At 65.5% G+C, this 24,869-nt stretch carries 22 protein-coding genes; 14 read left to right on the forward strand and 8 right to left on the reverse strand.

Features of this window, described 5'->3' with window-relative positions; translation table 11 throughout:
- Nucleotides 1–216 precede the first annotated feature (216 nt).
- On the reverse strand, nucleotides 217–1,293 hold the full coding sequence (locus tag ACODS0_RS11015; RefSeq protein ID WP_055396859.1) for an asparaginase: 1,077 nt from the start codon (nucleotides 1,291–1,293) through the stop codon (nucleotides 217–219).
- A gap of 214 nt (nucleotides 1,294–1,507) precedes the next feature.
- Between ACODS0_RS11015 and ACODS0_RS11020 the strand changes: the two genes are divergently transcribed.
- A complete protein-coding gene (locus ACODS0_RS11020) occupies nucleotides 1,508–2,425 on the forward strand; it encodes a LysR family transcriptional regulator (RefSeq protein WP_055396861.1) in 918 nt (305 codons plus the stop codon).
- A gap of 226 nt (nucleotides 2,426–2,651) precedes the next feature.
- On the opposite strand, the gene fabB is transcribed toward ACODS0_RS11020, so the two are convergent.
- The 6 genes from fabB to ACODS0_RS11050 all read right to left on the reverse strand — a co-directional run bounded on the left by fabB (nucleotide 2,652) and on the right by ACODS0_RS11050 (nucleotide 8,602).
- Nucleotides 2,652–3,875 carry a beta-ketoacyl-ACP synthase I gene (fabB, locus tag ACODS0_RS11025; protein ID WP_121507622.1) on the reverse strand — a complete coding sequence of 408 codons (1,224 nt, stop codon included), beginning with the start codon at nucleotides 3,873–3,875 and terminating at the stop codon, nucleotides 2,652–2,654.
- Nucleotides 3,872–4,393, reverse strand: coding sequence for a 3-hydroxyacyl-[acyl-carrier-protein] dehydratase FabA (fabA, locus tag ACODS0_RS11030; RefSeq protein WP_008907199.1), 522 nt, complete (start codon nucleotides 4,391–4,393; stop codon nucleotides 3,872–3,874). The genes fabB and fabA overlap by 4 nt, the downstream gene beginning before the upstream one ends.
- Nucleotides 4,394–4,552: 159 nt before the next feature.
- A complete protein-coding gene (gene lnt / locus ACODS0_RS11035) occupies nucleotides 4,553–6,160 on the reverse strand; it encodes an apolipoprotein N-acyltransferase (protein WP_488834893.1) in 1,608 nt (535 codons plus the stop codon).
- On the reverse strand, nucleotides 6,160–7,044 hold the full coding sequence (locus tag ACODS0_RS11040) for a CorC family transporter (RefSeq protein ID WP_055396869.1): 885 nt from the start codon (nucleotides 7,042–7,044) through the stop codon (nucleotides 6,160–6,162). Before ACODS0_RS11040 ends, lnt begins: the two co-directional genes overlap by 1 nt.
- Before the next feature lie 114 nt (nucleotides 7,045–7,158).
- Entirely contained in the window at nucleotides 7,159–7,896 is a 738-nt protein-coding gene (locus tag ACODS0_RS11045) for a GNAT family N-acetyltransferase (protein ID WP_176888228.1), read from the reverse strand.
- Between the two features lie 223 nt (nucleotides 7,897–8,119).
- Complete coding sequence (locus ACODS0_RS11050; RefSeq protein ID WP_055396873.1) at nucleotides 8,120–8,602, reverse strand: Lrp/AsnC family transcriptional regulator; 483 nt, start codon at nucleotides 8,600–8,602, stop codon at nucleotides 8,120–8,122.
- Nucleotides 8,603–8,766: 164 nt separating this feature from the next.
- Here ACODS0_RS11050 and ACODS0_RS11055 point away from each other — a divergent pair, with 164 nt between their 5' ends.
- The 5 genes from ACODS0_RS11055 (at nucleotide 8,767) to phhA (ending at nucleotide 13,947) form a co-directional block, all read left to right on the forward strand.
- A complete protein-coding gene (locus ACODS0_RS11055) occupies nucleotides 8,767–9,708 on the forward strand; it encodes an esterase/lipase family protein (protein WP_055396875.1) in 942 nt (313 codons plus the stop codon).
- Between the two features lie 3 nt (nucleotides 9,709–9,711).
- Nucleotides 9,712–10,701 carry a lipase secretion chaperone gene (locus ACODS0_RS11060; RefSeq protein WP_488834897.1) on the forward strand — a complete coding sequence of 330 codons (990 nt, stop codon included), beginning with the start codon at nucleotides 9,712–9,714 and terminating at the stop codon, nucleotides 10,699–10,701.
- A 186-nt stretch (nucleotides 10,702–10,887) separates the two neighbouring features.
- Complete coding sequence (gene hppD / locus ACODS0_RS11065; protein ID WP_056059508.1) at nucleotides 10,888–12,000, forward strand: 4-hydroxyphenylpyruvate dioxygenase; 1,113 nt, start codon at nucleotides 10,888–10,890, stop codon at nucleotides 11,998–12,000.
- A gap of 73 nt (nucleotides 12,001–12,073) precedes the next feature.
- A complete protein-coding gene (locus ACODS0_RS11070; RefSeq protein WP_218298896.1) occupies nucleotides 12,074–13,042 on the forward strand; it encodes a Bug family tripartite tricarboxylate transporter substrate binding protein in 969 nt (322 codons plus the stop codon).
- A 65-nt stretch (nucleotides 13,043–13,107) separates the two neighbouring features.
- Nucleotides 13,108–13,947, forward strand: a complete 840-nt coding sequence (gene phhA, locus ACODS0_RS11075) for a phenylalanine 4-monooxygenase (protein ID WP_431151787.1) — start codon at nucleotides 13,108–13,110, stop codon at nucleotides 13,945–13,947.
- 979 nt (nucleotides 13,948–14,926) lie between these two features.
- Here the strand turns inward: phhA and ACODS0_RS11080 are convergent.
- Nucleotides 14,927–15,820: an esterase/lipase family protein gene (locus ACODS0_RS11080; protein ID WP_488834900.1), complete on the reverse strand. Its 894-nt coding sequence runs from the start codon at nucleotides 15,818–15,820 to the stop codon at nucleotides 14,927–14,929.
- A 97-nt stretch (nucleotides 15,821–15,917) separates the two neighbouring features.
- On the opposite strand from ACODS0_RS11080, the gene ACODS0_RS11085 reads away from it, so the two are divergent.
- From ACODS0_RS11085 to rbsD, 8 genes are all read left to right on the forward strand, one after another.
- Entirely contained in the window at nucleotides 15,918–16,661 is a 744-nt protein-coding gene (locus tag ACODS0_RS11085) for an FFLEELY motif protein (RefSeq protein WP_488834902.1), read from the forward strand.
- A gap of 74 nt (nucleotides 16,662–16,735) precedes the next feature.
- Nucleotides 16,736–18,418, forward strand: coding sequence for an AMP-binding protein (locus ACODS0_RS11090; protein WP_488834904.1), 1,683 nt, complete (start codon nucleotides 16,736–16,738; stop codon nucleotides 18,416–18,418).
- Nucleotides 18,419–18,728: 310 nt separating this feature from the next.
- Nucleotides 18,729–19,682, forward strand: coding sequence for a sugar ABC transporter substrate-binding protein (locus tag ACODS0_RS11095; protein WP_176888220.1), 954 nt, complete (start codon nucleotides 18,729–18,731; stop codon nucleotides 19,680–19,682).
- Nucleotides 19,683–19,768: 86 nt separating this feature from the next.
- Nucleotides 19,769–21,433 carry a sugar ABC transporter ATP-binding protein gene (locus tag ACODS0_RS11100; protein ID WP_488834906.1) on the forward strand — a complete coding sequence of 555 codons (1,665 nt, stop codon included), beginning with the start codon at nucleotides 19,769–19,771 and terminating at the stop codon, nucleotides 21,431–21,433.
- Nucleotides 21,430–22,422 carry an ABC transporter permease gene (locus tag ACODS0_RS11105; protein WP_488834908.1) on the forward strand — a complete coding sequence of 331 codons (993 nt, stop codon included), beginning with the start codon at nucleotides 21,430–21,432 and terminating at the stop codon, nucleotides 22,420–22,422. The genes ACODS0_RS11100 and ACODS0_RS11105 overlap by 4 nt, the downstream gene beginning before the upstream one ends.
- Nucleotides 22,423–22,478: 56 nt before the next feature.
- Complete coding sequence (locus ACODS0_RS11110; RefSeq protein WP_121507632.1) at nucleotides 22,479–23,501, forward strand: LacI family DNA-binding transcriptional regulator; 1,023 nt, start codon at nucleotides 22,479–22,481, stop codon at nucleotides 23,499–23,501.
- Complete coding sequence (gene rbsK / locus ACODS0_RS11115) at nucleotides 23,498–24,442, forward strand: ribokinase (RefSeq protein WP_488834911.1); 945 nt, start codon at nucleotides 23,498–23,500, stop codon at nucleotides 24,440–24,442. Before ACODS0_RS11110 ends, rbsK begins: the two co-directional genes overlap by 4 nt.
- On the forward strand, nucleotides 24,439–24,828 hold the full coding sequence (gene rbsD, locus ACODS0_RS11120; RefSeq protein WP_488834913.1) for a D-ribose pyranase: 390 nt from the start codon (nucleotides 24,439–24,441) through the stop codon (nucleotides 24,826–24,828). Before rbsK ends, rbsD begins: the two co-directional genes overlap by 4 nt.
- Nucleotides 24,829–24,869: the final 41 nt, after the last annotated feature.

Below are 24,869 nucleotides of genomic sequence, written 5' to 3' on the forward strand. Positions count from 1 at the left end.
TCACGCAGGCTATAGCCCGTTGCGTACCAGTGACCACCTTTGCGGGTAGCCCGTCGGCGCACGTGTTGTGCGCCAAGTCAAATCAACTATCCATCGCACTGGCCGGAGCGCCACCACAGGGCGCTGCCTGGGCGAGTGCCCCCGCGCAAGGGCCGCCCCGCCGCGCTGGGGGCGTCCCCCTTCAGGGGGAAGGCGCGCAGCACCTCAGGGGGTGCTTCAATACTCCCAGAAAATGCGCTGCAGTTCCTTGCTGTCATTGGTCTTAGTGAGGGCCACCATGGCCAGGATGCGGGCCTTTTGGGGGCGCAGGTCGTGGGCCACCACCCAGTCGTACTTGTCGTCAGGCTGCTCGGCATTGCGCAGCACAAAACCGTCGGGCACGCGGGCCGAGCGAACAATCTGCACGCCCGCAGCACGCAGTGCCTTGAGCGAATCCACCGCCTGTGCGGCCACCGAGCCGTTGCCCGTACCGGCGTGGATCAGCGCCTTCACGCCAGCCTTGCCGTAGGCTTCAATGCCCGTGGTGTTCATGTTGCTGTAGCCATAGACGATGTCCACGGCGGGCAGGGCCTTGATGTCGTCGATGTTGAACTCCGACTGCATGGTGTGGCGCTTGACCGGCGCGCGGAACCAGTAGTTCTTGCCTTCCACCACCATGCCCAGTGGGCCCCACTGGCTCTTGAAGGCCTCGGTCTTGATGTTGATGGTCTTGCTCACGTCGCGACCGCTCTGGATCTCGTCGTTCATCGTGACCAGCACGCCCTTGCCGGCAGCGTCCTTGCTGGCGGCCACGGTCACGGCGTCGTACAGGTTCAGCGCGCCGTCGGCCGACAGGGCCGTGCCGGGGCGCATGGAGCCCACCACCACGATGGGCTTGTTGGTGCGCACGGTGAGGTTCAGGAAGTACGCGGTTTCTTCCAGCGTGTCGGTGCCGTGGGTGATGACGATGCCGTCCACATCCGCCTGCTTGGCCAGGGCCGACACGCGCTGGCCGAGGCGCAGCAGGTGCTCGTTGGTGAAGCTTTCAGACGCGATCTGGAACACCTGCTCACCGGACACCTTGGCCACGTTGGCCAGCTCGGGCAGGCCTGCCAGCAGTTTATCGACCGGCACCTTGGCAGCAGCGTAGGTGGCACTGTTGGCGGCCGAGGCGCCAGCACCTGCAATGGTGCCGCCGGTGGCCAGCACCACCACATTGGGCTTGGCAGCCTGGGCCATGGCCACAGCGGACGCGGCCGACAACAGCAAGCCTGCGAGCCAGCGGCTGGCAGTGGGGGAGGAAGAAATGCGCATGAGGGTGTCTCCTGATTTTTTTGGGGTTGGCGACGCGCGTTGCGCCGCTCTTTGCAAAACCCGCCCGTGAAGCGGTGCCGCATCCTATGAGAAAGCAGAACACAGTCATGCGGAATAATTGACCCACCCTTATGAATTTCACTCACACCCCCAACGCCTCCACGCGATCCCAGTATTCGGGTCGCACGGGCACATACACCGGAGCAGCGCTGGAATGAACTTGCGGCAACTGGAAGTATTTCAGGCCGTGCTGCAGACTGGCAACATGAGCGCAGCGGCGCGCCTGCTGTGCATCACGCCCTCGGCGGTCAGCAAGGCCATTGCGCACACCGAGCTGCAGCTGGGCTACCGGCTGTTCAACCGCACACCTTCGGGCTTGACCCCCACCCCCGAGGCCCAGGTGCTGGCGGCCGAATCCACTGGCATCTACCGGCAGCTGGACGCACTCAAGCGCACCGCGCGCAACCTGGCCACCAGTGATTCGGGCGATGTACGCCTGGGGGCGATCCCGTCGATCACCCACGAGTTTCTGCCGCGCCTGTTGCAACACCATGCCGAGCAGCATCCGCAGGTGGGCGTGGAGGTGCGCACCATCCACCAGGACCAGATGACGCAGGCGCTGCTCACGCGCAGCGTGGACTTTTGCCTGGGTTTCTACAAACACCCGCACCCGCAAATTGCGAGCGACCTGCTGGTCAGTGGTCGCCTGTACCTGGCGGTGGCGACCAGTGTGTGGGCACGTGCACCCCGTGCCGCCAGCCCCGGCGCGCGGCTGGCGCAGGTGCCGGTGATCCGCCTGGTGGGCGACGACCCCATGCGCCAGGCGATTGACGAACTCGCGCAACGGCTGGGCTCCCCCGCCGGGCCTGGCATCCAGGTGCAGACATCGCGCCTGGCGCTGGAACTGGTGCGCCGGGGCATGGGATGGACGGTGGTGGACTTTCTCACCGCCAAGGGGCTTGACCCCGCGCAGATAGTGGCGCAGGAACTGCACGAACTGCCCCCCATGTCGCTGTACAGCTACCACGCAAGGGCTTTGCCACCCGGTCTGCAGGCCACGCGCATGCTGGCCATGCTGCCCACCCTACTGCACGAGGCCCTGCAGCCCAACCCCAAGCCTGCCAAGCGCTAGGAGGCTGCGCGGCAGAAGGAGCATCGGCTGCAACGCGCGATAAACCGGTCTCGCGCGGTACTACCTCCTGCGCCCAGGGGCCCACCCTGGGCTTGTCGGTAGCTCCACGCGATCCTCGGTTTTCGCGCGTTTCGCTTCGATGCCTTCTGCCGCGCAGCCTCCTAGCCCATGAAAAACGGCCTGCATGTCCAAAGACAGGCAGGCCGTTGCGGTGGGCAGGCAGCGGTCAGTGGTTCCAGCGGCGCAGCACCAGGCTGGCGTTGGTGCCACCAAAGCCGAAGCTGTTGGACAACACCGTGGTCAGCTGCGCATCGCGCGTTTGCGTAACCAGGGGCATGTCACCCAGTGCCGGGTCGGGCGTCTCCACATTGGCAGAACCAGCGATGAAGCCCTTGTTGAGCATGATCACGCAGTAGATGGCCTCTTGCACACCCGTGGCACCCAGCGAGTGGCCCGTGAGCGACTTGGTGGACGAAAACGGCGGCACCTTGTCGCCAAACAGGGCGCGCATGGCGCGCACTTCCTGCATGTCGCCCACCGGCGTGGAGGTGCCGTGGGTGTTGATGTAGTCGATGGGGGCGTTGAGCCCTTCCATGGCCTGCTGCATGCAGGCAATGGCGCCATCGCCCGAGGGGGCTACCATGTCTTCGCCATCGCTGGTGGCGCCAAAGCCCACCACTTCGGCCAGGATGGTGGCGCCGCGCGCCTGGGCGTGTTCGAGGCTTTCCAGCACCACGGCACCGCCACCGCCCGCAATCACAAAACCGTCGCGGTTCGCGTCGTAGGCGCGCGAGGCCTTCTCGGGCGTGGCGTTGTACTTGCTGGACATGGCACCCATGCCATCAAACAGCAGCGACATGCCCCAGCTCAATTCCTCGCCACCACCCGCAAACATCACGTCCTGCATGCCCCAGGCAATCTGCTGCGCGGCCACACCGATGCAGTGGGCCGAGGTGGAGCAGGCCGAGGTGATGGAGTAGTTGATGCCCTTGACCTTGAAGTTGGTGGCCAGGCAGGCAGAGACGGTGGAGCTCATGCAGCGCGTGACCTGGTAGGGCCCGACGCGGCGGATGCCCTTTTCGCGCAGCGTGTCGGCCGCCTCGATCTGGTTGGCAGGCGATCCGCCGCCCGAGCCCATGATGAGGCCGGTGCGCGGGTGGCTCACCTGCTCAGGCGTGAGACCCGCCTGGGCAATGGCGTCTTCGAGCGCGATCTGCGCATACGCGGCCGCATCACCCATGAAGCGCAGCTGCTTGCGGTCGATACGCGCCTCGATGTCGATCTCGGGCGCACCACCCACCTGGCTGCGCAGGCCCAGTTCGGTGAATTTTTCGACGGCCTTGATGCCGCTTTTGCCTTCACGCAGGGAGGCTTCCACGGTGGCCAGGTCGTTGCCAATGCACGAGACGATGCCCGCGCCGGTGATGACTACGCGCTTCTTGGTGGTCATGCTGCGTCCTTGCCGTCTTCCTCGCGCTTGAACAAGCCCACGCGCAGGTCATTGGCTACATAGATTTCCTTGCCATCAGCCAGCAGGCGGGCATCGCCAATGGCCATGACCAGCTTGCGCTTGATGACGCGCTTGATGTCGATTTCGTAGGTGACGAGCTTCACGTCCGGGCCCACTTCGCCCGTGAACTTGACCTCGCCCGCACCCAGCGCACGGCCCCGGCCGGGCAGCTGCAGCCAGGTCAGGTAAAAACCGATGAGTTGCCACATGGCATCGAGCCCCAGGCAGCCGGGCATGACCGGGTCGCCCTGAAAGTGGCAGGCAAAGAACCACAGGTCGGGTTTGACATCGAGCTCGGCGCGGATCTTTCCCAGCCCGTGCGCGCCACCATCGCTGTCGATGTGCGTGATGCGGTCAAACATCAGCATGGGCGGCAGCGGCAGGCGCCCGCTGTCGGCGCCGAACAGCCGGCCCTCGCCCGAGGCGATCAGTTGTTCGTAGGAAAAGGAATCTGCCATTTTCAGTCGTGCTCCAGAACAGCGGTTGGCCCGCCTCAAATCATCGTTGTATGCAATACAGCCCCGTCTTGCGGGGCTCTATTATCAAGGCATAGGGAGCTGCCTCTAAACAATGGCCTGCCAAGCCACCCGCCCCGCCCTCTCGGCGCCTGACCTGGATCAATGGCGGCGCGCCCCCATGTCCTTGTTTCTGGCCCACACGCCAAGCGCCAGCACCAGCGCCCCGAACATCCAGAGCGGCCACAGGCCCCAGCGCGACACCCACCAGGCGTAGGGCGTGATGGCCCAGCCACTTTGCGCATCCAGCCCCCGGCCTTGCACCTCGCCCTTGAGCACGCCGCGTGTAGTGCGCGCCAGCTGGTGCGTCACCACACCCCGGTGGTCGATGATGGCGGTGGCGCCGGTGTTGGTGGCGCGCACCATGGGGCGCTCGAACTCCAGGGCACGCATGCGGCTGATCTGCAGGTGCTGGTCAATGGCCACGGTGTCGCCAAACCAGCCGATATTGCTGAAGTTGACGAACACCGTGGGCGCCTGTGCCGGGTCGATGAAACGAGCCCCCAGCTCTTCGCCAAAAAGGTCTTCGTAACAGATGTTGGGCGCAATGCGCTGGCCCGCCCAGGCAAAGGAGGGCTGCCCCACCACACCCCGGTTGAAGTCCCCCAACGGAATGTTCATCATGGCCGTGAACCATTTAAAGAAGGGCGGGATGAATTCGCCAAACGGCACCAGGTGGTGTTTGTCGTAGCGGTAGGGCGTGGCCCCGGTGGCGGGGCTCATGCCAAGCACCGAATTGGTGTAGCCCTGCGCCTCATCGCCCAGCGGAATGCCCAGCAGCGCGGCCTGCGGACCCTGCGCGTAGCGCTGCTGGATGCCTTCCAGATAGCCCGGTATGAGCTGCTGGGGCAGCAGCGGGATGGCGGTTTCCGGCGCCACCACCAAGTCGGCCTTGGCGTCGCGCAGCGCTTCGGCATACCACTTCAGTGCCAGCGGCACGCCGCTGCCCGACTGGAATTTCTCGTCCTGCGGGATATTGCCTTGGAGGAGTTCCAGGGTCATCGCGGGCACCTTGCTGCGGACAGTTGAGCTGCATGCACAAAGTAGCTGCGGACTTAACCCAGCGGAGACCACCAGCAATACCAATACCCAGGTGCGCCAGCGACTAAGATCCGCGCCACGCAACTGCACCCCATACATTGCGAGTACAGCAGCCATGGCCCCGATGCCATAAACGCCGACGTAGCGCGCCAGCGCCGCCAGCGGCCCATCCACATGGGCATAACCGCCAGCGCCCCAGGGGAACCCCGTCCACAGGGTTCCGCGCGCCAGCTCAGCCACCAGCCAGAATGCTCCAAACATGATAGCTGTTAGCGATTTACTGGTATGCGCCAGGCGGCAAAAAAGCCCCAACATCGCCGCGTAGTAGCTGGCGAGGAACGCCGCCAGCCCCAGCACCGCCGCCACGGCCAGCGGCGCTGCCAGCCCGCCGTAGGTGTGCATGGAGATGAAAAGCCACCAGAAGGTCCCGGTCAGCCAGGCCGTGGCAAACAGGCCACCGATGACCGCGCCCCGCTGCCAGGAGACAGACACGGTGGCATGTGGTCGCACCAGCCAGGCCAGCACCGCCATGGAGGCGATCTGCAGCCACCACTGTGGCTCACCGCTCCAGGGCCAGGCCAGTGAGGCCGCCTGCGCCACGCCGGCAGCCACGGCCAGCAGCGCCTGCAGGGCCAGCGGCAGCCCCGGCGTGGAGGTAGCTCGGGCCATCAGTCGCTGGCGCTGGCTTCTTCGACCCGCGACACCTTGAACCAGCGCACGGCGCCGCCCTTGGTGTGCAGCACGACGAAGTGCAGGCCGCTCAGCTGCAGGTGCTCGCCGCGCTTGGGCACATGGCCCATTTCATGGGCAATCAGGCCGCCGATGGTTTCGAAGGTTTCATGGGGGTCGCTGCCCTGAACCAGCACATCAAACGCCTCGCACACCCGCTCCACCGAGGTGTCGCCACTCACCCGGTAGGTGCGGTCGGCCAGGCCAAAGATGTCGCCGTCGTCTTCGGGGATGTCGAACTCGTCCTCGATCTCGCCCACGATCTGTTCGAGCACGTCTTCAATGGTGATGAGCCCGGCCATGCGGCCAAACTCGTCGATCACGATGGCCAAGTGGTTGCGGTTGCCGCGAAACTCGCGCAGCAGGTCATTCAGGCCCTTGCTTTCAGGCACAAAGGCGGCCGGGCGCAGCAGCGCTCGGATATTCAGCTCCGGCGCCCGCTGCAACTTGAGCAGGTCCTTGGCCATGAGGATGCCGATGATGTTCTCGCGCTCGCCCTGGTACACCGGAAACCGCGAGTGCGCGGTGTTGATGACAAGGTGCAGCATCTCGTCAAACGGTGCGTCGATGTTGACGAGGTCCATGCGGGGGGCGGCCACCATCACGTCGCCCGCCGTCATGTCGGCCATGCGGATGACGCGCTCCAGCATCACGCGCGAATCGGCCCCAATGACCTGGTTGTCTTCGGCTTCGGCCAAGGTCTCAATGAGTTCTTCCGTGGAGTCTGGCCCCGGATGGATGAACTCGGCCACTTTCTGCAGGAAGGTGCGCTTGTCTTCCCTCTCGGGTGGTCGCCCGGGGTGCGCGGGATGCGGGTCAGACACTGGAGTGCACGACGTGCGGTAGTGAATCAGGCCCCTAGGATAGCGGATAGTTGTGACGGCCCGCTACGCAAACCCCGCAGGCCGCGCAGCGCGACCTTGGGATGGATGGACGGACTATTCAGCAGATTGGTGGCGCGCGTGCTGCACGCCACTGCGCACTTCCTGCACGCTGGCCAAAAAGTCCCAGAACTGCTTGGCCTGCTTCTTGATCTGGTAATCCACCTCGGCGAACTGCTGCTCGACCATCTCGGTCATGCGCGTGTCCAGGCTGGCCGGTTCGATCTGGAGGTAGGCTTCGGACTCCGAACCATCGCGGCGCACGGTGGCACCGGCCTTGCGGGCAATTTTCAGCATGGCGGTGTTTTCGGAGAGCGCATGGATAAAAACCATGTTCACACCTTCATTGCGCGCATGCATCACGGCCCGCTCGAACAGGCGTGCGCCGAAGCCCCGGCCACGCGCCTGCTTGAGCACCGACACGCCAAATTCGGCGCAATGTTTGTACTCTGGATGCTCCGAGAAGGCCAGATGCGCCATGGCGATCAGTTCGAGGCGGCGGTTGTAGATGCCGAAGATCTCGTCGCGGTTGAAGTCGAGTTGCTCGGCATAGCGCCGGATCTGCTCGTCGTTGGCGGCGTAGCCAAAACGCAGGTAGCGGTCTGCGGGCTCCAGCTGGAGCAAATGTTGGGTGATCCGCTCCCGGTAGGAGGGACCCAGGGCACGAATGGGAACCATCACGGGGACCTCCTGCTTGATGCGAGTTTCATGGGCAGGCGATTCGCCCATCACCGGGCGCAGCATATCCCTGCCTGCATACCAGGATGCCTTGAGCCAGTCTTTGGTTGCGATCATGGCTGCAAATATAAGGGTTTTCCCTCATTATTTCCAGCAAAAATGCTGCATTGCAACAAACTAGTGAGGTAGCTCAAACCTGTTCCAACACAGCACTCCCTGTATCACTTGGCATGCTGGGCGCCTCCGCCAACGGCTTCCCGCAAGGGTATAGCGACAGCGGGCACGGGGCAACATGGGGTGTCACGCTCGCGGCACCCTAAGAACGTGTTCTAAAGCCTATCTACACAGGCACGGCCGTGGTCGCCTTCACACGGTCCAGCACAAAACTGGTCTTGCAGTCCTGCACGCTGGGGTGTTTGAGCAGCGTGTCCATGATGAACCGGCTGTAGTGCGCCATGTCGGCCACCACCACGCGCAGCAGGTAGTCCATCTCGCCCGTGAGCGACGCGCACTCCACCACTTCGGGCCAGGTCTGCACGCTGGCGCGGAACAGGTCCATGGGGTTGCGCTTGTGGCTTTCCGTGTGTTTTTCGAGCCGGACGTTGAGGTAGGCCGTCAGCCCCAGGCCCACGGCCTCGGGGGGCACCAATGCAACGTACCGGTCGATGACGCGGCTTTCCTCCAGGCGCTTGACGCGGCGCAACACCGCACTGGGCGACAGGCCCACCTGCTCACCGATGACGTCGTACGTCTCACGGCCATTTTCTTGCAGACGGCGCAGGATGGCCCTGTCCAGCTTGTCGAGTGCGTTTAAAGCTTGCATGGCGCAAGATTTTATGAAGTTTTGACTTTTCGCGCCTTCTGAATTGCAGGCTCGGGTATGTCCCGATAGTGACTCCACACGAAGAAAAGAAGAATAAACCTCGCAAAAACGAACGATCGTTCTTTTTTTGCAAATACAAAAAACATACCTATGGAGACAACTGCATGACCGGATTCCTCAGCCGCTTTTTGCGGCGATTTGTTCTGGCCGCGACCGCCGCATTGCTGCTCGTCGGCGCCAGCGCGCAAGCCCAGACGGGCACCACCCAGACCCGCTACCCCATCGTGCTTGTGCACGGGCTTTTCGGGTTTGATTCGGCCCTGGGTGTCGACTACTTCTACGGCATCCCTGACGCCCTGCGCCAGGGCGGCGCCAAGGTCTACGTGGCCCAGGTGTCGGCCGCCAACAGCACCGAGGTCCGGGGTGAACAGCTGCTCGCACAGGTGAACACCATCCTGGCCATCACCGGCGCGGCCAAGGTGAACCTGGTGGGGCATTCACACGGCGGGCCTACGGCGCGCTACGTGGCCGGGGTGGCGCCGGGCAAGGTTGCCTCGGTGACCTCGGTCGGTGGGGTCAACCGGGGATCGCGGGTGGCGGACATCATGCGTGGCGTGGCACCCGCGGGTTCGGTCTCCGAAACCATCGCCAACGGGGCGGCGTCGGCGCTGGTCGCGCTGATCAACCTGACTTCTGGCGGCTCGGGCCTGCCGCAGATGCCCACCGCCGCGCTGGACTCGCTCACCACCGCCGGTTCCGCCGCCTTCAACCGCCGCTTTCCGCAAGGCGTCCCCACCTCTGGCTGCGGCAGCGGCGCGGAACTCGTCAACGGCGTGCGCTACTACTCCTGGACGGGCACCAAGACCCTGACCAACGTGCTGGATGCAAGCGATGCCCTGCTGGGCGTGTTGGGCCTGGTCTTCGGCGAAGCCAACGACGGCCTGGTGTCGGCCTGCTCCTCGCGCCTGGGCAAACACCTGGGCGACTACCGGCAGAACCACCTCGACGAAGTGAACCAGCTGCTGGGCCTGCGCGACTGGTTCTCCACCGACCCGGTGACGCTGTACCGCCAGCACGCCAACCGCCTCAAGGCACAGGGCCTGTAAGCCGTGAACCGCGCCCGCGCCTTCGCCGCAGGAGTGGCCCTGGTCGCCGCCACGGCCACCGTGGTGTGGTGGCCGGGTTCGCAGCAAGGCCTGCCGGGCGCGGTGGACCCGCGTTCGGTGCCCGGCGCGGCGGCAGCGCCAACCGGCGGTGCAGGCCAGAGCCTGTCGGCGCGGCCCATGGAGAGCAGCTTCTTTGCCATCCGCCGCGCCACCGACCCCGACCGCGGTGAAGACCGCCTGCTGACGCACGGCCTGCGCGACACGCTGGAGGCACTGCTCACAGAAGCCCTGGAGGACGGCGCGACAGACCCCGCCGCACTCAAACAACGCCTGGCGGCGCTGGTGGGCAAACACTTCCCGGCAGCCCTGGCTACGCGTGCGTTGGCGCTGGCCGAGCGCTATGTGGACTACCGCGTGGCCCTGGGCCAACTGCGTCCTCCCCAGGACCCGAACGACCCCGGTGCCCTGCGCGAGGCGCTGGAAGCGCGCCACAAGGTGCGCCAGCAGTTTTTTGACGGCCCCGAGCACGACGCCCTGTTCGCCCGCGAGGCGGAACTGGACCGCTACACCCTGGCACGCCTGGAAATCGAGCGCAACCCCCAGCTCAGCGCTGAACAGCGCGCCCAGGCCTTGCGCCATGCAGAGAATGAATTGCCCGCAGCGCGCCGCGCCGAGCGCGCCGCCACCACCGAACACCTGAGTGCCGCCGCCCAGACCGCCGCGTTCAACGCGCAAAACACCGACGAGCGCACCCGCCACGCGGCCCGCAGTGCGCAATACGGCGAGGCCGCCGCCCACGCCATGGCCCAGCTCGACCGGGAAGAACAACACTGGCAGCAGCGGCTTGACCAGTACAACCAGGCGCGCGGCCAACAAGGCGAAGGCCCCGCATTGCAGCAACTGCGCCAGCAGCTTTTCTCCGCCGAGGAGCAACAACGCATCGACGCCGCCCTGGCGCTGCGGCGCCTGCCACCTGCTGCGTCAGGCTCCTGAGCTCCCCTGGCCCCACGCAAGAGACAGCCGCCACATACCGGGGTAGCGCCCTCGTCTTGCGCTGAAATTTGATCATTCACAATATTCCTGCAAATCGGAGGCCCAAGCCTCTTGATTTCGCCAGAAACATGAGGCAGGGCGCGCCTACAGTCCATGACATTCCTCAACGAATGCCGGAGACACCCCATGAACGCCGCCTTGCCCCAAGAAACCGCCGCCCAACTGGAAGCCTGGGACAACCCCATGGGCCTGATGGGGTTCGAGTTCGTCGAATTCACCTCGCCCCAGCCCGGCGTGCTGGAGGCCGTGTTCGAAAAGCTGGGTTTCACCCTGGTCGCCAAGCACCGCTCCAAGGATGTGGTGCTGTACCGCCAGAACGGCATCAACTTCATCCTGAACCGCGAGCCCCACAGTCAGGCCGCCTACTTCGGCGCCGAACACGGCCCGTCGGCCTGCGGCCTCGCCTTCCGCGTGAAGGACGCCCACAAGGCCTACAACCGCGCACTGGAACTGGGTGCCCAGCCCATCGAGATCCCCACCGGCCCCATGGAACTGCGCCTGCCCGCCATCAAGGGCATTGGCGGTGCGCCGCTGTATTTGATCGACCGGTTTGAAGACGGCAAGTCCATCTACGACATCGACTTCGAGTTCATCGAGGGTGTGGACCGCCGCCCCGTGGGCCATGGCCTGAACCTCATCGACCACCTTACGCACAACGTGTACCGCGGCCGCATGGGCTTCTGGGCCAATTTCTACGAGAAGCTGTTCAACTTCCGTGAGATCCGCTACTTCGACATCCAGGGCGAATACACGGGCCTGACCAGCAAGGCCATGACGGCGCCCGACGGCAAGATCCGCATCCCGCTGAACGAAGAATCGAAGCAGGGTGGTGGCCAGATCGAAGAATTCCTGATGCAGTTCAATGGCGAAGGCATCCAGCACATCGCTCTGATCTGCGACAACCTGCTGGACGTGGTGGACAAGCTGGGCATGGCCGGCGTGCAGCTGGCCACCGCGCCCAACGAGGTCTATTACGAAATGCTGGACACCCGCCTGCCCGGCCACGGCCAGCCTGTGCCCGAACTGCAGTCGCGCGGCATCTTGCTGGACGGCACCACGGCCGACGGCACGCCCCGCCTGCTGCTGCAGATTTTCTCCACCCCCATGCTGGGCCCGGTGTTCTTCGAATTCATCCAGCGCGAAGGCGACTACCGCGATGGTTTTGGCGAAGGCAACTTCAAGGCGCTGTTCGAGTCGCTGGAGCGCGACCAGATCCGCCGTGGCGTGCTGAACACCTAAGACATCAGACATCCAGGGTTAACCCTGAACAGGTGCCTATACTGCGCGCTCCCCGGAACTCATAAGGATCCCGATGTCGCTCCGTAGCACCCTGTTCAGTGTTGGCCTGACCTGTGTGGCCACCTTTGCCATGGCCCAAAGCCCCTCTGCCCCGCTCACCATCGTGGTTCCCTACCCCGCTGGTGGTCCGCTGGACACCTCGGCCCGCATCGTGGCCGAGGGTGCTGCAGCCCAGCTTGGCTCCATTACCGTGGAGAACAAACCGGGGGCGGGTGGTAGTACCGGTGCCGACCAGGTCGCCAAATCACCCAAGACCAGCAACCAGGTGCTGATGGGCGCCGTGGCCACCCACGCCGTCAATCCCTGGCTGTACAAGAACTTCCCTTACAACGCGCTCAAGGATTTCAAACCCATCGCGCTGGTAGCCCGCACGCCCAACGTGCTGGTGGTGAATGCGGAGCAGGCGGTCAAGCTGGGCATCAAGACCACGCCCGACTTGGTGCAGTACCTCAAGAAGAACCCGGACCAGGCCAAGTACGGATCGGGCGGCAACGGCAGTATCGGCCACATCTCGGCCGAGATGTTCAAGTCGCTCACCAACACCAAGATGGGCCACACGCCCTTCCAGGGCTCCAAGCCCGCGCTGGCCGCGCTGGAATCCGGCCAGGTGCTGATGGTGTTTGACAACCTGGCCTCGGCGTTGCCGCAGATCCAGTCGGGCAAGCTGCTGGCGCTGGGTGTAACCACGTTGAGCCGCAATGAGGCGCTGCCGAACGTGCCCAGCATCAACGACAGCGTGCAGGGCTTCAACGTGTCGACCTGGTTCGGCCTGTTCGCGCCCGCCTCGCTGCCCGATGCCGACGCGCGCCGCTACGCCAATGCGTTCTCGGCAGCGATGCATTCGCCCGCTGGCAAGGAGAAGTTCAAGAAGATGGGTATCACGCCCGAAGAGCTGACGCTCGACGGGTTCGCGCAGTTTGTGCGCTCGGAAAACAGCAAGTACGAATTTCTGATCCGGGCCGCAAAGATCAAGATCGATTAGCAGCCGCGTGGGCTGGTGCGCACCCCCGTCGCGGTGCGCCGACCATGGCGGCAAAGGAGAAAAAAATGGGACAAGCCCCTGTCGTCTATGGCCAATCCACCCGCCCACCGCGTGGCGACTACTCGCGTGCCAACGCGGACTACACCTGCCCGCAGGACTACGCGAGCTACACCGCCGCCGACCACGACACCTACCGCCGTCTCTACGAGCGCCAGCGCGCCCTGCTGCCGGGCCTGGCCAGCCAGGCGTTCATCGACGCCCTGCCCTCACTGGGCGCGAGCGACCGCATCCCGCGTTTTGAAGAGGTGAACGAGCGCCTCTACAAAGCGACCGGCTGGGAGCTGGTGGGAGTGCCGGGTCTGATCCCCGAGGTGCCCTTTTTCACCTTGCTGGCCAACCGCAAGTTCCCGGTGACGGACTGGATCCGCAAGCCCGAGGAGTTCGAATACATCGTCGAGCCCGACATTTTTCATGATCTGTTCGGGCATGTGCCGCTGCTGTTCAACCCGGTGTTTGCGGACTATGTGCAGCGCTACGGCCAGGGCGGTCTGAAGGCGCAGGGGCTGGGGTCGTGCGAGATGCTGAGCCGCTTGTACTGGTACACGATCGAGTTTGGGTTGATCCGCGAAGCGGGGCAGTTGCGGGCCTATGGCGCGGGCATCCTGAGTTCGTCGGGCGAACTGGCGTATTCGGTGCAGAGCCCGGAGCCACAGCGCATTCCGCTGCAACTGGAGCGCACCATGCGCACACGCTACAAGATTGATACGTACCAGCAGACGTATTTTGTGATCGACAGTTTTGAGCAGCTGTTTGAGATGACGGCGGCGGACTTTGCGCCGATCTACGAGCGGCTGCGGGGGTTACCAGAGTTTGCTGCGGATGAGCGGGAGGCTGTGGCGGCTTGATTCTTTAGATGAAATTGGCTTCTTCCGCCTTTCCATAGAGCGCTGATAGCTACCATTTTTATAGCAATCCTTCAACCATTCGGGTTGAAGCTCTCGAAGCCTCGGCGTGCTGGTTTGGAAGGCGTGCCTGGGTTCAGGGCGGAGGCCGGGGTGTGCGCCCGGCGGCGCAGTGGCTTTCTTTTGCTTCGCCAAAAGAAAGTCACCAAAGAAAAGGCGACCCTGCTGTCTGCGACCCCTTCGCTGCGCTGCGGGGCAACCTGGGGTGCTCGGTCACGGGGTGCACCGCAGAACTCGCTGCGCGCCTGCGGCGCTCCGCTCAAACAGCTGCGGTGAGTCAGTTCACGAAGCGCGTGTGTCCTTCGGCACACGCGCCACCCCGCGCCCTGCGCGCCCCAGGCGCATCCAGAAGGGAACCCGAGGGACATCCACACGGGCCATTGCTTCGCTGCGCTGCGCTCGGCACCGTCTCGCGGGCGCAAGCGCCACGCGCTGCGCAAACTGGGCAGAGCGCAGCGATGGCCCGAATGGATGTCCGGCTGTTTGGATGTTCGGCTCCCCACCCCTGCTGGCTGCGCCTGCGGCGGGGCGGTTGTGGGGTGAGCATGGGCGTCGAAGCGCCCATGCCTTGTGAACTGACTCGCCGTGGTTGTCCGAGCGGCGCGCCGCAGGCGCAAAGCGAGTTCCACGGCGCACCCCGCAACCGCCCCGCCGCAGGTTTGCCCCTTCGCAACGCGAAGGGGTCGCAGACTGGGGATCGCCTTTCTTTTGGGTACTTTTCTTTGGCGAAGCAAAGAACAAGTACCTCGCCCGCCGGGGCGAGTCCCGGCTCCAGCCCGGAACACTGGCATGCAGTAGCCACCGAAAGCCCAGGCTTCAGCAAGCGAAGACCAAACGCTCCCGGCAAGACTCAATAGCTACAAAAACAATAGCTGCTAGCGCTTTATAGAAAAGCGCTAGCAGCCAAAATTATCCAAAAAAGCTATCGCTCAATCTCCTCCAGACAGGCCCGCATCACCCCAGGGTCAAACGCCATCTCCACATGCGCAACCCCTTCCACCAACCGGTGTTCCGCCCCCACCAACGCCGCAGTAGTCGCCGGAAACACGATGTTGTCGCAGTTCGAATACCAGCAGGTAAACAACGCAGCCCGCCCCGCAGGCTCCGCCCGCTGCAAGGCCACCACCCAGTCCCCCGCCAAGCTCATCTGCCGCCCATTCACCGCCCGGCTGAAACGCCCCAACCACGTCCCCCCATGCGGCGTGCCCAGCGTCAACACACGGTGCACTCGGCCGTCGGCCTGGTGCGCCCGCAGCCAAGCCCGCACCGCCAAGCCACCCATGCTGTGGCACAACAACACCGGCGCCTGCCCCGTGGCGGCAGTCACCTTGCGAACGGCGTCTTCAATGATGTCCGCATACTCGTCAATCGACCCCATCACCGGCTCCAGATTGACCGCCACATAGGCATGTCCCCGTGCTTGCAATGGCGCAAACCACGGCAGCCACAGGCCCCGGTTGCACATGAAGCCATGCACCAGCACAACGCCGCGCTTTCCGGTGGGCTGCGCAGGCAGCCAATCGGGCAATGACTGGTGGCGAAACGGCTGGCGCCAGCAAAACACCATCAACGCCACCCACACCTCGGCCCACCAGGCACCCACGACCTGTGACAGGCGGGCGCGGGGCGCACCGTCGGTACGGTTGGTAATGTGCATCAGCACAAACTCCACCGCCATCACCACCAGGTAAATGCCTAGCGGCACCAGTGCCCCCAGCACGGCACGCAACGGTGAATAGGGCCACTGCCACACCAGCCAGGCGGCCATGGTCAGCAGGATGAACAGGAGCAGGATTCGTTGCCAGCGCGCGATCATGGTGGTGAGGCCAAATGTTGTAATTGACCAGCCGCATTGTGCGGCCTGGCCACCGCCCGACACCGTACCCCGCAGAACGCAGAAAGGAACCCGCCCCATGGATGCCGCCCAGACCATCCGCGACTGCATCGCCGACGTGACCGCCCTGCGCCTGCACCGCACGGGCGACCCGGCGCTGGGGGCGGCGGTGGGCAGCGTCAAAAGCCTGCAGGCGCGGCGCTTTCGGGGCACCTATGCGGACCTGATGGGCTCGCCCGCCTTCGGACCCGCAGCGCAGTTCTTTCTGGAAGAGCTGTACAGCGACACCGACTACACCGACCGCGATCTGCAGTTTGGCCGCATTGCGGGCACGCTGCAGACCATGTTCCCCCAGCCCGTGGTGACCACCGCCGTGGCCCTGGCCGTGCTGCACGCACAGACCGAGGAGCTGGACCAGGACATGGGCCGCGCGTGGTTGCTGCTTGAAGCCGATGCGGCCAACGCTGCCGCCCGCTACACCGCTGCCTGGCGCACTGTGGGCCAGCGCCATGCACGAGCGCAGCAGCTGCAGCGCGTGCTGGCCATGGGCACTGACCTGGCGCGCCTCACGCGCACACCTGGGCTGCGGATGATGCTGCGCATGATGCGCGGCCCGGCCAACGCGGCCGGCATGGGCGCGTTGCAGAGGTTTCTGGAGGCCGGGTTTGACACCTTCGGCCAGCTTGCGCGCCAGCGCGGCGGGGTGGAGCAGTTTCTGGCCACCATCGAGCAACGCGAGCGGGCGCTGATGGACCAATTGTTCGATGCCGATCCTGTCACCTGCGGGACCCAGCTCGCCAACACACTAGGACAAGCCCGATAGCCCGTTACGCGCCCGCCTTCCACAATCTGTGCCCACCTATCAATGGCATTTGGCGAGCACAAGGAAACAAGCGCATGGAAAAGATCTGGCTCAAGAGCTACCCCCCGGGCGTCCCACACGACGTGAAGCCCGAGCAATACCGCTCTGTGGCCCACCTGCTGGAAGAGTCGTTCCGCAAACACGCATCCAGCCCGTTCTCGGTCTGCATGGACCAGTGGATGACCTATGGCGAGCTGGAGCGCCGCTCGGCCGCGCTGGGGGCCTATCTGCAGAGCCTGGGGCTGGAGCCGGGTGCGCGCGTGGCCATCATGCTGCCCAACATCCCCCAGTTTGGCGTGACCATGGCGGCCGTGCTGCGCGCAGGCTACACCTGCGTGAACGTGAACCCGCTGTACACCGCGCGCGAGCTGGAGCACCAGCTCAAGGACTCGGGCGCCACGGCCATCGTGATCCTGGAGAACTTTGCCCACACGCTGGCTGAGGTCATTGACCACACGGCCGTCAAGCATGTGGTGATGGCCTCCATGGGCGACCTGCTGGGCTTCTGGTTTGGCAAATGGATCACCTTCGCCGTGCGCCACCTCGCCAAGATGGTGCCTGCGTATGACCTGCCGCTGTCCTACGGCCGCAAGGTCGTCACGTTCAAGAAGGCGCTGTCGCTGGGCGAGCACAAGTCGCTCGCGCCCAGCCAGGCCACGCTCGATTCCATCGCCTTCCTGCAGTACACGGGCGGCACCACAGGCCTGTCGAAGGGCGCGGTGCTCACCCACCGCAACATCGTGGCCGCCACGCTGCAGGCCGAGGCGTGGTTCACGCCCGCACTGTCCAAGGTGGGCGACCTCTCCAAGGCCAACTCCATTGCCGCGCTGCCGCTGTACCACATCTTCGCGCTCACGCTGTGCCTGCTGGCCATCCGCCAAGGCTCCAGCCTCACGCTGATCCCGAACCCGCGCGACATTCCGAAGTTCGTGGCCGAACTCAAGAAGCGCCCCTTCCACATGCTGCCTGCGGTGAACACGCTGTTCAACGCGCTGCTGCAAAACCCGCAGTTCAAGACCCTGGATTTTTCGCACCTGTGCGTGTCGCAGGCCGGAGGCATGGCAGCCAGCGAGGGCACAGCCAAGCAGTGGCAGAAAGTGACCGGCAGCACCATGATCGAAGGCTGGGGCATGAGCGAGACCTGCGCCATCGGCACCAACAACCCGGTGATCAGCACCACCTTCAGCGGCAACATCGGCCTGCCCTTGCCGGGCATCGACATCGCCATCAAGGACGACGAAGGCAACAGCCTGCCCCAGGGCGAGTCGGGCGAGATCTGCATCCGCGGCCCCAACGTGATGGTGGGCTACTACAACCAGCCCGAAGAAAACGCCAAGGCCTTCACGCCCGACGGCTTCATGCGCACGGGCGACATCGGCATCATGGACCCGCAGGGCTACACCCGCATCATCGACCGCAAGAAGGACATGATCCTGGTGAGCGGCTTCAACGTGTTCCCCAACGAGCTGGAGCAGGTCATCAGCCTGTGCCCCGGCGTGGTCGAATGCGCGGCCATTGGTGTGCCCGACGAGAAACAGGGCGAGGCCATCAAGGTGTTCATCATCAAGAACGACCCGGCCCTGACCGAGGACGAGGTGGCCAACTACTGCCACCAGAATCTCACCGGCTACAAGCGCCCCAAGTACATCGAGTTCCGCGACGAGTTGCCCAAGAGCAATGTGGGCAAGATCTTGCGCCGCGAGCTGCGCAAGGCTTGACGCCATTCATGGGGGGGGTGGTGCGCCCCGAGTGCAGCCCCCATGCATCCTCTCCCCAGGGCGCTTCGGCGCCCTTTTTCTTTGGTGCAAACCATGGACGCCATCCGCCGGAACCTGGTGCTCCCATGTCCCTATCTTCGGGTTTTTACTGATTAGCAAACGTTTGCGCAAACGTTTGCTTTCGCTATCATCCAGTTCGCGACAAGGCGCCGGGCACCCGCAGCCGTTTCTTTTTTTGCTGTATTAGCTGCGAATTTCCCTCCACGCTGTCGGTCGCCTTGGTCCACATTCCAACCTGGAGACAACACCCATGCAGTTCACCCGCCGTTCCGTTCAGACCGCCGCCGCCCTCGCCGTTGTGGGCAGCCTGCTGGCCAGCCCTGCGTTTGCGCAGGACAAGCCCAAGATCGCGCTCATCATGAAGTCGCTGGCCAACGAGTTCTTCCGCACCATGGAAGACGGCGCCAAGGCGCACCAGAAGGCCCATGCCAAGGAATACACGCTGGTGGCCAACGGCATCAAGAACGAGACCGACACGGCGGCCCAGATCAAGATGATCGAACAAGCCATGGCGCAGAAGGTCAGCGCCATCGTGCTGGCCCCCGCCGACTCCAAGGCGCTGGTGCCCGTGGTCAAGTCCGCCATCGACAAGGGCATCATCGTGGTCAACATCGACAACCAGCTCGATGCCGACGCGCTGAAGGAAAAGAACATCACTGTTCCCTTCGTGGGCCCCGACAACCGCGCAGGCGCCAAGCTGGTGGGCGACCACCTGGCCAAGACGCTGAAGGCGGGCGACAAGGTGGGCATCATCGAAGGCGTGTCCACCACCTTCAATGCGCAGCAGCGCACCCTGGGCTACCAGGACGCCATGAAGGCCGCCAACATCACCGTGGTGGGCGTGCAGTCCGGCAACTGGGAAATTGAAAAAGGCAATACCGTGGCCGCCGGCATGATGCGCGAGCACCCCGACCTGGTCGCCCTGCTGGCCGGTAACGACAGCATGGCCCTGGGCGCCGTGGCCGCCGTGAAGGCCGCAGGCAAGACCGGCAAGGTGCAGGTGGTGGGCTACGACAACATCGGCGCCATCAAGCCCATGCTGGCCGACGGCCGCGTGCTGGCCACCGCCGACCAGTACGCAGCCAAGCAGGCTGTGTTCGGCATTGAACTGGCGCAGAAGGCCCTGGCCGCCAAGACGCCGCAAAACCAGCTGCCCGCCACGGTGAAGACGGATGTGGTGCTGGTGACGAAAGACAGCAAGTAAATCCGAGAGCGGCGAACAAGGCCCTTCTGGCGTTGTTCCCCGCTCAATAGATAAACACCGCCCTGCAGCCGCCCACTTCAAGCCCCATGCCCAGTCGCTCGCCCGCTCCTCAGTCCCCGCCCCTGCTCGCCATCCAGGCCGTGGGCAAGGACTACACGGCCACCGTGCTCGATGGCGTGAACGTGGAGCTGCTTGCGGGCGAGGTGCTGGCGCTGACCGGCGAGAACGGTGCGGGCAAGAGCACGCTGTCCAAGATCCTCTGCGGGCTGGAGCAGCCCACGCGCGGCGGCATGCAGCTGGCGGGGCAGGCTTACGCCCCCACGTCGCGCCGCGATGCCGAGCGCCACGGCGTGCGCATGGTGATGCAGGAGCTGGGCCTGGTGCCCACGCTCACCGTGGCCGAGAACTTGTTGATGGGCCGCCTGCCGCACCGGCTGGGCTGGCTGCAGCGCGACGTGCTGCACGCCGCCGCCCGTGCGCAGCTGGCCAAGATCGGGCTCGACAGCATCGACCCCGCCACCCCGGTCTCGCAGCTGGGCATTGGCCAGCAGCAGATGGTGGAGATTGCGCGCAACCTGCAGGACGACACACGCATCCTGGTGCTCGACGAGCCCACGGCCATGCTCACGCCGCGCGAGACCAATTACCTGTTCGAGCAGATCGCCCACCTCACCGCACGCGGCGTGGCCATCATCTACGTGTCGCACCGGCTCGAAGAACTGCGCCGCATTGCCGACCGCGTGGCCGTGCTGCGCGATGGCCGCCTGGTGGACGTGCGCCCCATGGCGGGCATGAGCGAAGACGACCTGGTGCAGCGCATGGTGGGCCGCGTGGTGAGCGACCTGGACCACCGCCCGCGCCGCCCCATTGGCCCGGTGGTGATGAGCGCTGACAAGCTGGGCCGGGGCACCGCCGTGCAGGACGTGAGCCTGGAGCTTCGGGCCGGTGAAATTTTTGGCATTGCCGGGCTGGTCGGATCGGGCCGCACCGAGCTGGTCCGCCTGCTGTTCGGCGCGGACCGGGCAGACCGCGGCAGCGTGACGCTGCACCCAGAATTTGAACAAAAACAGCCTCTAGCGCTTGATGTGCAAGCGCAGCCAGCTATACAAAACATAGCAAACCAGAAACCTGCGGTTTCCCAGGCCGCACCCCGCACGATTCCCCGTGGTTTCGCGTCGCCGCTGCAGGCCATCGCCGCCGGTGTGGGCCTGGTCACCGAAGACCGCAAATCCCAGGGCCTGCTGCTGTCGCAGCCCATCCGCATCAACGCCACGCTGTCCGACCTGTCGGCCGTGTCGCGCGGGGGCTGGCTGCAGCGCGGGCTTGAAAGCCGCCTGGTGCAGGGCTTCATCCGCACCCTGCGCGTGCGTTGCCACGGCGCAGAGCAGCCGGTGGGCCAACTGTCCGGCGGCAACCAGCAAAAAGTGGTCTTCGCCCGATGGCTGCACCGCGAAGGCCGCGTGCTGCTGCTCGACGAACCCACGCGCGGCGTGGACGTGGGCGCGCGTGCCGAGCTGTATGGCGAGCTGGACCGCATGGCCGCCGAAGGCCGCGCGCTGCTCATGGTCTCGTCCGACCTGCGCGAGCTCATGGCCATGGCCGACCGCATCGGCGTGATGAGCGCGGGTCGCCTGGTGGCCGTGTTCGAACGCGGCGAGTGGTCCGAGCAATCGCTGCTGGCGGCCGCGTTCTCCGAGCCCGGCGGGCGCACCAGTACCACCCCTTCAACCCCTTCTCCTGTCACCGCATGAACGCCCCCACCGCATCTGCCGCGCCCGCTGCGGCGCCCTCCTCCGCCTCGGTCTGGCGCAGCCAGCTGGGCACCTACCTGGGCCTGCTGGCCGTGCTGGCGGGCATGGTGGCGCTGTTCTCGTCGCTGTCCGAATACTTCTGGAGCGCCGAGACCTTCATCACCATCGCCAACGAAATCCCGGCCCTGGCGGTGATGGCGGTGGGCATGACCTTTGTGCTCATCATCGCGGGCATCGACCTGTCGGTGGGCTCGGTGATGGCGCTGGCCGCCGCCACCTCGGCCGCCGCCATCCTGCAATGGGGCTGGACGGTACCCGCCGCCGCTGCGCTGGCCCTGGCCACGGGCCTGGTGTGCGGCACCATCACTGGGACCATTTCGGTGGCGTGGCGGTTGCCCTCGTTCATCGTGTCGCTGGGCATGCTCGAAGCCGTGCGCGGCAGCGCGTATGTGGTCACCGACTCGCGCACGCAGTACGTGGGCGATGCGATCTCGTGGCTGTCGGCACCCTTCTTTGGCGGCATCTCGTTCGCCTTCTTGCTGGCCGTGGTGCTGGTGGTGGTGGCACAGCTGGTGCTGTCGCGCACCGTGTTCGGCCGCTGCGTGGTGGGCATTGGCACCAATGAAGAAGCCATGCGCCTGGCCGGTGTGGACCCGCGCCCCATCCGTGTCATCGTGTTTGCCATGACGGGCCTGCTGGCGGGTCTGGCGGGCCTGATGCAGTCGGCCCGGCTGGAAGCCGCCGACCCCAACGCGGGCACCGGCATGGAGCTGCAGGTGATTGCGGCCGTGGTGATTGGCGGCACCAGCCTCATGGGCGGGCGCGGCTCGGTGATCAACACCGCGTTTGGCGTGCTCATCATCGCGGTGCTGGAGGCGGGCCTGGCCCAGGTGGGCGCCAGCGAGCCCAGCAAGCGCATCATCACAGGTTTTGTGATCGTGGCGGCTGTGATCGTGGACACGCTGCGCCAGCGCCGCGCCAAGGTCTGAGAGACTGACCCCGCATCCAGCCGCCCCACTACCCACGACCTCATTCTTCTTTTTGCATGGCTACTATCAAGGACGTTGCGCGCCACGCCGAGGTGTCGGTCACCACGGTATCGCACGTGGTCAACGGCACGCGCCGCGTGAGCCCCGAGGGGCGCGAGCGGGTCGAGGCCGCCATCCGCGCCCTGGGCTATGTGCCCAGCGCCATTGCGCGCAGCCTCAAGAGCAACAACACGCGCACGCTGGGCATGCTGATCCCCAACAGCTCCAACCCCTACTTTGCCGAGATCGTGCACAGCGTGGAAGACCGCTGCTTTGGCGCGGGCTACAACGTCATCCTGTGCAACACCAACGACGAGGCGCACCGCCAGGGCACCTACCTGCAGGTGCTGGCCGAGCGGCGCATCGACGGGCTCATCGTGGTCTCCACCGGGCATGACGCCACGCTGGCCACGCAGCTGGCGGGCCTGTCCATCCCCACCGTGCTGGTGGACCGCGAAATCGACATCGCCGGGCAGCAGCCCTGCGACCTGGTGGAAACCGCGCACATGCAGGGCGGCCTGCTGGCCACGCGCCACCTGTTGTCGCTGGGCCACCGCCGCATTGCCTGCATTGGCGGCCCCGAAGGCATTGCCCCCAGCGAGCAGCGCATTGCCGGCTGGCGCACGGCCCTGGCCGACGCGGGCTGCGGCACCGGCGAAGGCCTGCTGTGGCACGGCAACTTTACCAGCCAGGGCGGCTACGAAGCCATGCACGCCGTGCTGCGCGCTCCCGAGCCGCCCACTGCCGTCTTCGTGTGTAACGACCTCATGGCCATGGGCGCACTGTGTGCCGCGCACGAACGCGACCTGCGCGTGCCAGAGGCACTGTCCATCGTGGGCTTTGACGACATCGAACTCACCGCCTTCACCAGCCCACCGCTCACCACCGTGGCCCAGCCCAAGCAGCGCATCGGCGCGCTGGCGGTGGACATGCTGCTGGAACGCATCGACGGCAAGCGCCAGGACGCGCGCAAGGTGATGCTGCAGCCCGAGCTGCGCGTGCGCGCCTCCACGGCCCATGCGTCCGGAGGTGCGGCATGAGCACCACCCACACGCCCCGCATCGCCGTCGTCGGCAGCCTGAACATGGACCTGGTGCTGCAGGTGCAACATGCGCCGGGCCCTGGCGAAACCGTGCTGGCCGACGCCCTGCACCTGGTGCCCGGCGGCAAGGGCGGCAACCAGGCCGTGGCCTGTGCGCGCCAGGGTGCCCGGGTGGCCCTGTTTGGCCGCGTGGGCGACGACGGCTATGGCCACACGCTGCGCACCGGGCTCGACGCCGACGGCATCGACCACAGCGGCGTGCAGACCGACACCGACACCACCACCGGCGTCGCCGCCATCACCGTGGAGGCCACAGGGCAGAACCGCATCGTGGTCGTGCCCGGCGCCAATGGCCGCTTTGTGCTGGACGCCGCCGCGCTGGGCGCTGCGCTGCAAGGCGCAGGCGGTCTGGTGCTGCAGTTTGAAACGCCCCTGCCCCAGGTGCTGGCCGCCGCCGCGATGGCCCATGCCGCTGGCTGCCCCGTGGTGCTGAACCCCTCCCCCATCCAGCCCCTGCCCGAAGCGATGTGGCCGCTGGTGCACACACTGGTGGTGAACGAGGTGGAAGCCGCCGCGCTGGCAGGCCAGAACGTGGACACCCCCGCCGATGCCGCGCAGGCCGCGCAGGCCCTGCGCGCCAAGGGCCCCACCCAGGTGGTGGTGACCCTGGGCGCCGCCGGAGCCGTGGCCGCCGATGCGGCAGGCAACCGCTATCACCCTGGCCTGGTCGTGCAGGCGGTGGACACCACGGCCGCAGGCGACACCTTCCTGGGCGCGCTGGCCGTGACGCTGGCACGTGGCGAGCCGCTGGATGCCGCCGTGCGCGAAGGCATCCGCGCTTCGGCCCTGTGCGTCACCCAGCCGGGCGCCCAGCCTTCCATCCCCACCCGCGCCGCCGTGGCGCAAAGCCCCCAACCGCCCGCCTGGAGCCCCCTGTGAAACGCACCGCCCTGCTGCACGCCGAACTCTCCCACGCCATCGCCACCCTGGGCCACGGCGACATGCTGGTGATTGGCGACGTGGGACTGCCCATCCCCAATGGCCCGCGCCGCATTGACCTGGCGCTGACGCCGGGCATCCCGGCCGTGGCCGATGTGCTGCGGGTGGTGCTGGAGGAGATGCAGGTCGAAAAAGCGCTGATCGCCACCGAAGCCGTGGAGCGCAATAGAGGGCAGTTGCCCGCCTGGTGCCACTTGCCGGTGGATCCCCAGGCCGTATCGCACGATGAGTTCAAGCGCTTGACCCAGCAAGCCCGTGTGATGGTGCGCACGGGTGAGTGCACGCCCTATGCCAATGTGATTCTGGTGGCGGGCGTGACGTTCTGACCTCAGGACATTGAGCCACTTCAAGGGGGTCGGCAAGCCAG

It is taken from the genome of Acidovorax sp. FG60 (assembly GCF_057808995.1).

Bases quoted from the DNA above. Each gene is read 5' to 3' on its own strand.
- ACODS0_RS11080 (WP_488834900.1), bottom strand. From the start codon at position 15,820: ATGATCGCGCGCTGGCAACGAATCCTGCTCCTGTTCATCCTGCTGACC.
- ACODS0_RS11100 (WP_488834906.1), top strand. From the start codon at position 19,769: ATGCCCAGTCGCTCGCCCGCTCCTCAGTCCCCGCCCCTGCTCGCCATC.
- ACODS0_RS11045 (WP_176888228.1), bottom strand. From the start codon at position 7,896: ATGATCGCAACCAAAGACTGGCTCAAGGCATCCTGGTATGCAGGCAGG.
- ACODS0_RS11110 (WP_121507632.1), top strand. From the start codon at position 22,479: ATGGCTACTATCAAGGACGTTGCGCGCCACGCCGAGGTGTCGGTCACC.
- rbsK (WP_488834911.1), top strand. From the start codon at position 23,498: ATGAGCACCACCCACACGCCCCGCATCGCCGTCGTCGGCAGCCTGAAC.
- ACODS0_RS11070 (WP_218298896.1), top strand. From the start codon at position 12,074: ATGTCGCTCCGTAGCACCCTGTTCAGTGTTGGCCTGACCTGTGTGGCC.
- ACODS0_RS11090 (WP_488834904.1), top strand. From the start codon at position 16,736: ATGGAAAAGATCTGGCTCAAGAGCTACCCCCCGGGCGTCCCACACGAC.
- lnt (WP_488834893.1), bottom strand. From the start codon at position 6,160: ATGGCCCGAGCTACCTCCACGCCGGGGCTGCCGCTGGCCCTGCAGGCG.
- ACODS0_RS11105 (WP_488834908.1), top strand. From the start codon at position 21,430: ATGAACGCCCCCACCGCATCTGCCGCGCCCGCTGCGGCGCCCTCCTCC.
- ACODS0_RS11095 (WP_176888220.1), top strand. From the start codon at position 18,729: ATGCAGTTCACCCGCCGTTCCGTTCAGACCGCCGCCGCCCTCGCCGTT.
- fabB (WP_121507622.1), bottom strand. From the start codon at position 3,875: ATGACCACCAAGAAGCGCGTAGTCATCACCGGCGCGGGCATCGTCTCG.
- ACODS0_RS11050 (WP_055396873.1), bottom strand. From the start codon at position 8,602: ATGCAAGCTTTAAACGCACTCGACAAGCTGGACAGGGCCATCCTGCGC.
- phhA (WP_431151787.1), top strand. From the start codon at position 13,108: ATGGGACAAGCCCCTGTCGTCTATGGCCAATCCACCCGCCCACCGCGT.
- hppD (WP_056059508.1), top strand. From the start codon at position 10,888: ATGAACGCCGCCTTGCCCCAAGAAACCGCCGCCCAACTGGAAGCCTGG.
- ACODS0_RS11055 (WP_055396875.1), top strand. From the start codon at position 8,767: ATGACCGGATTCCTCAGCCGCTTTTTGCGGCGATTTGTTCTGGCCGCG.
- ACODS0_RS11015 (WP_055396859.1), bottom strand. From the start codon at position 1,293: ATGCGCATTTCTTCCTCCCCCACTGCCAGCCGCTGGCTCGCAGGCTTG.
- fabA (WP_008907199.1), bottom strand. From the start codon at position 4,393: ATGGCAGATTCCTTTTCCTACGAACAACTGATCGCCTCGGGCGAGGGC.
- ACODS0_RS11020 (WP_055396861.1), top strand. From the start codon at position 1,508: ATGAACTTGCGGCAACTGGAAGTATTTCAGGCCGTGCTGCAGACTGGC.
- ACODS0_RS11085 (WP_488834902.1), top strand. From the start codon at position 15,918: ATGGATGCCGCCCAGACCATCCGCGACTGCATCGCCGACGTGACCGCC.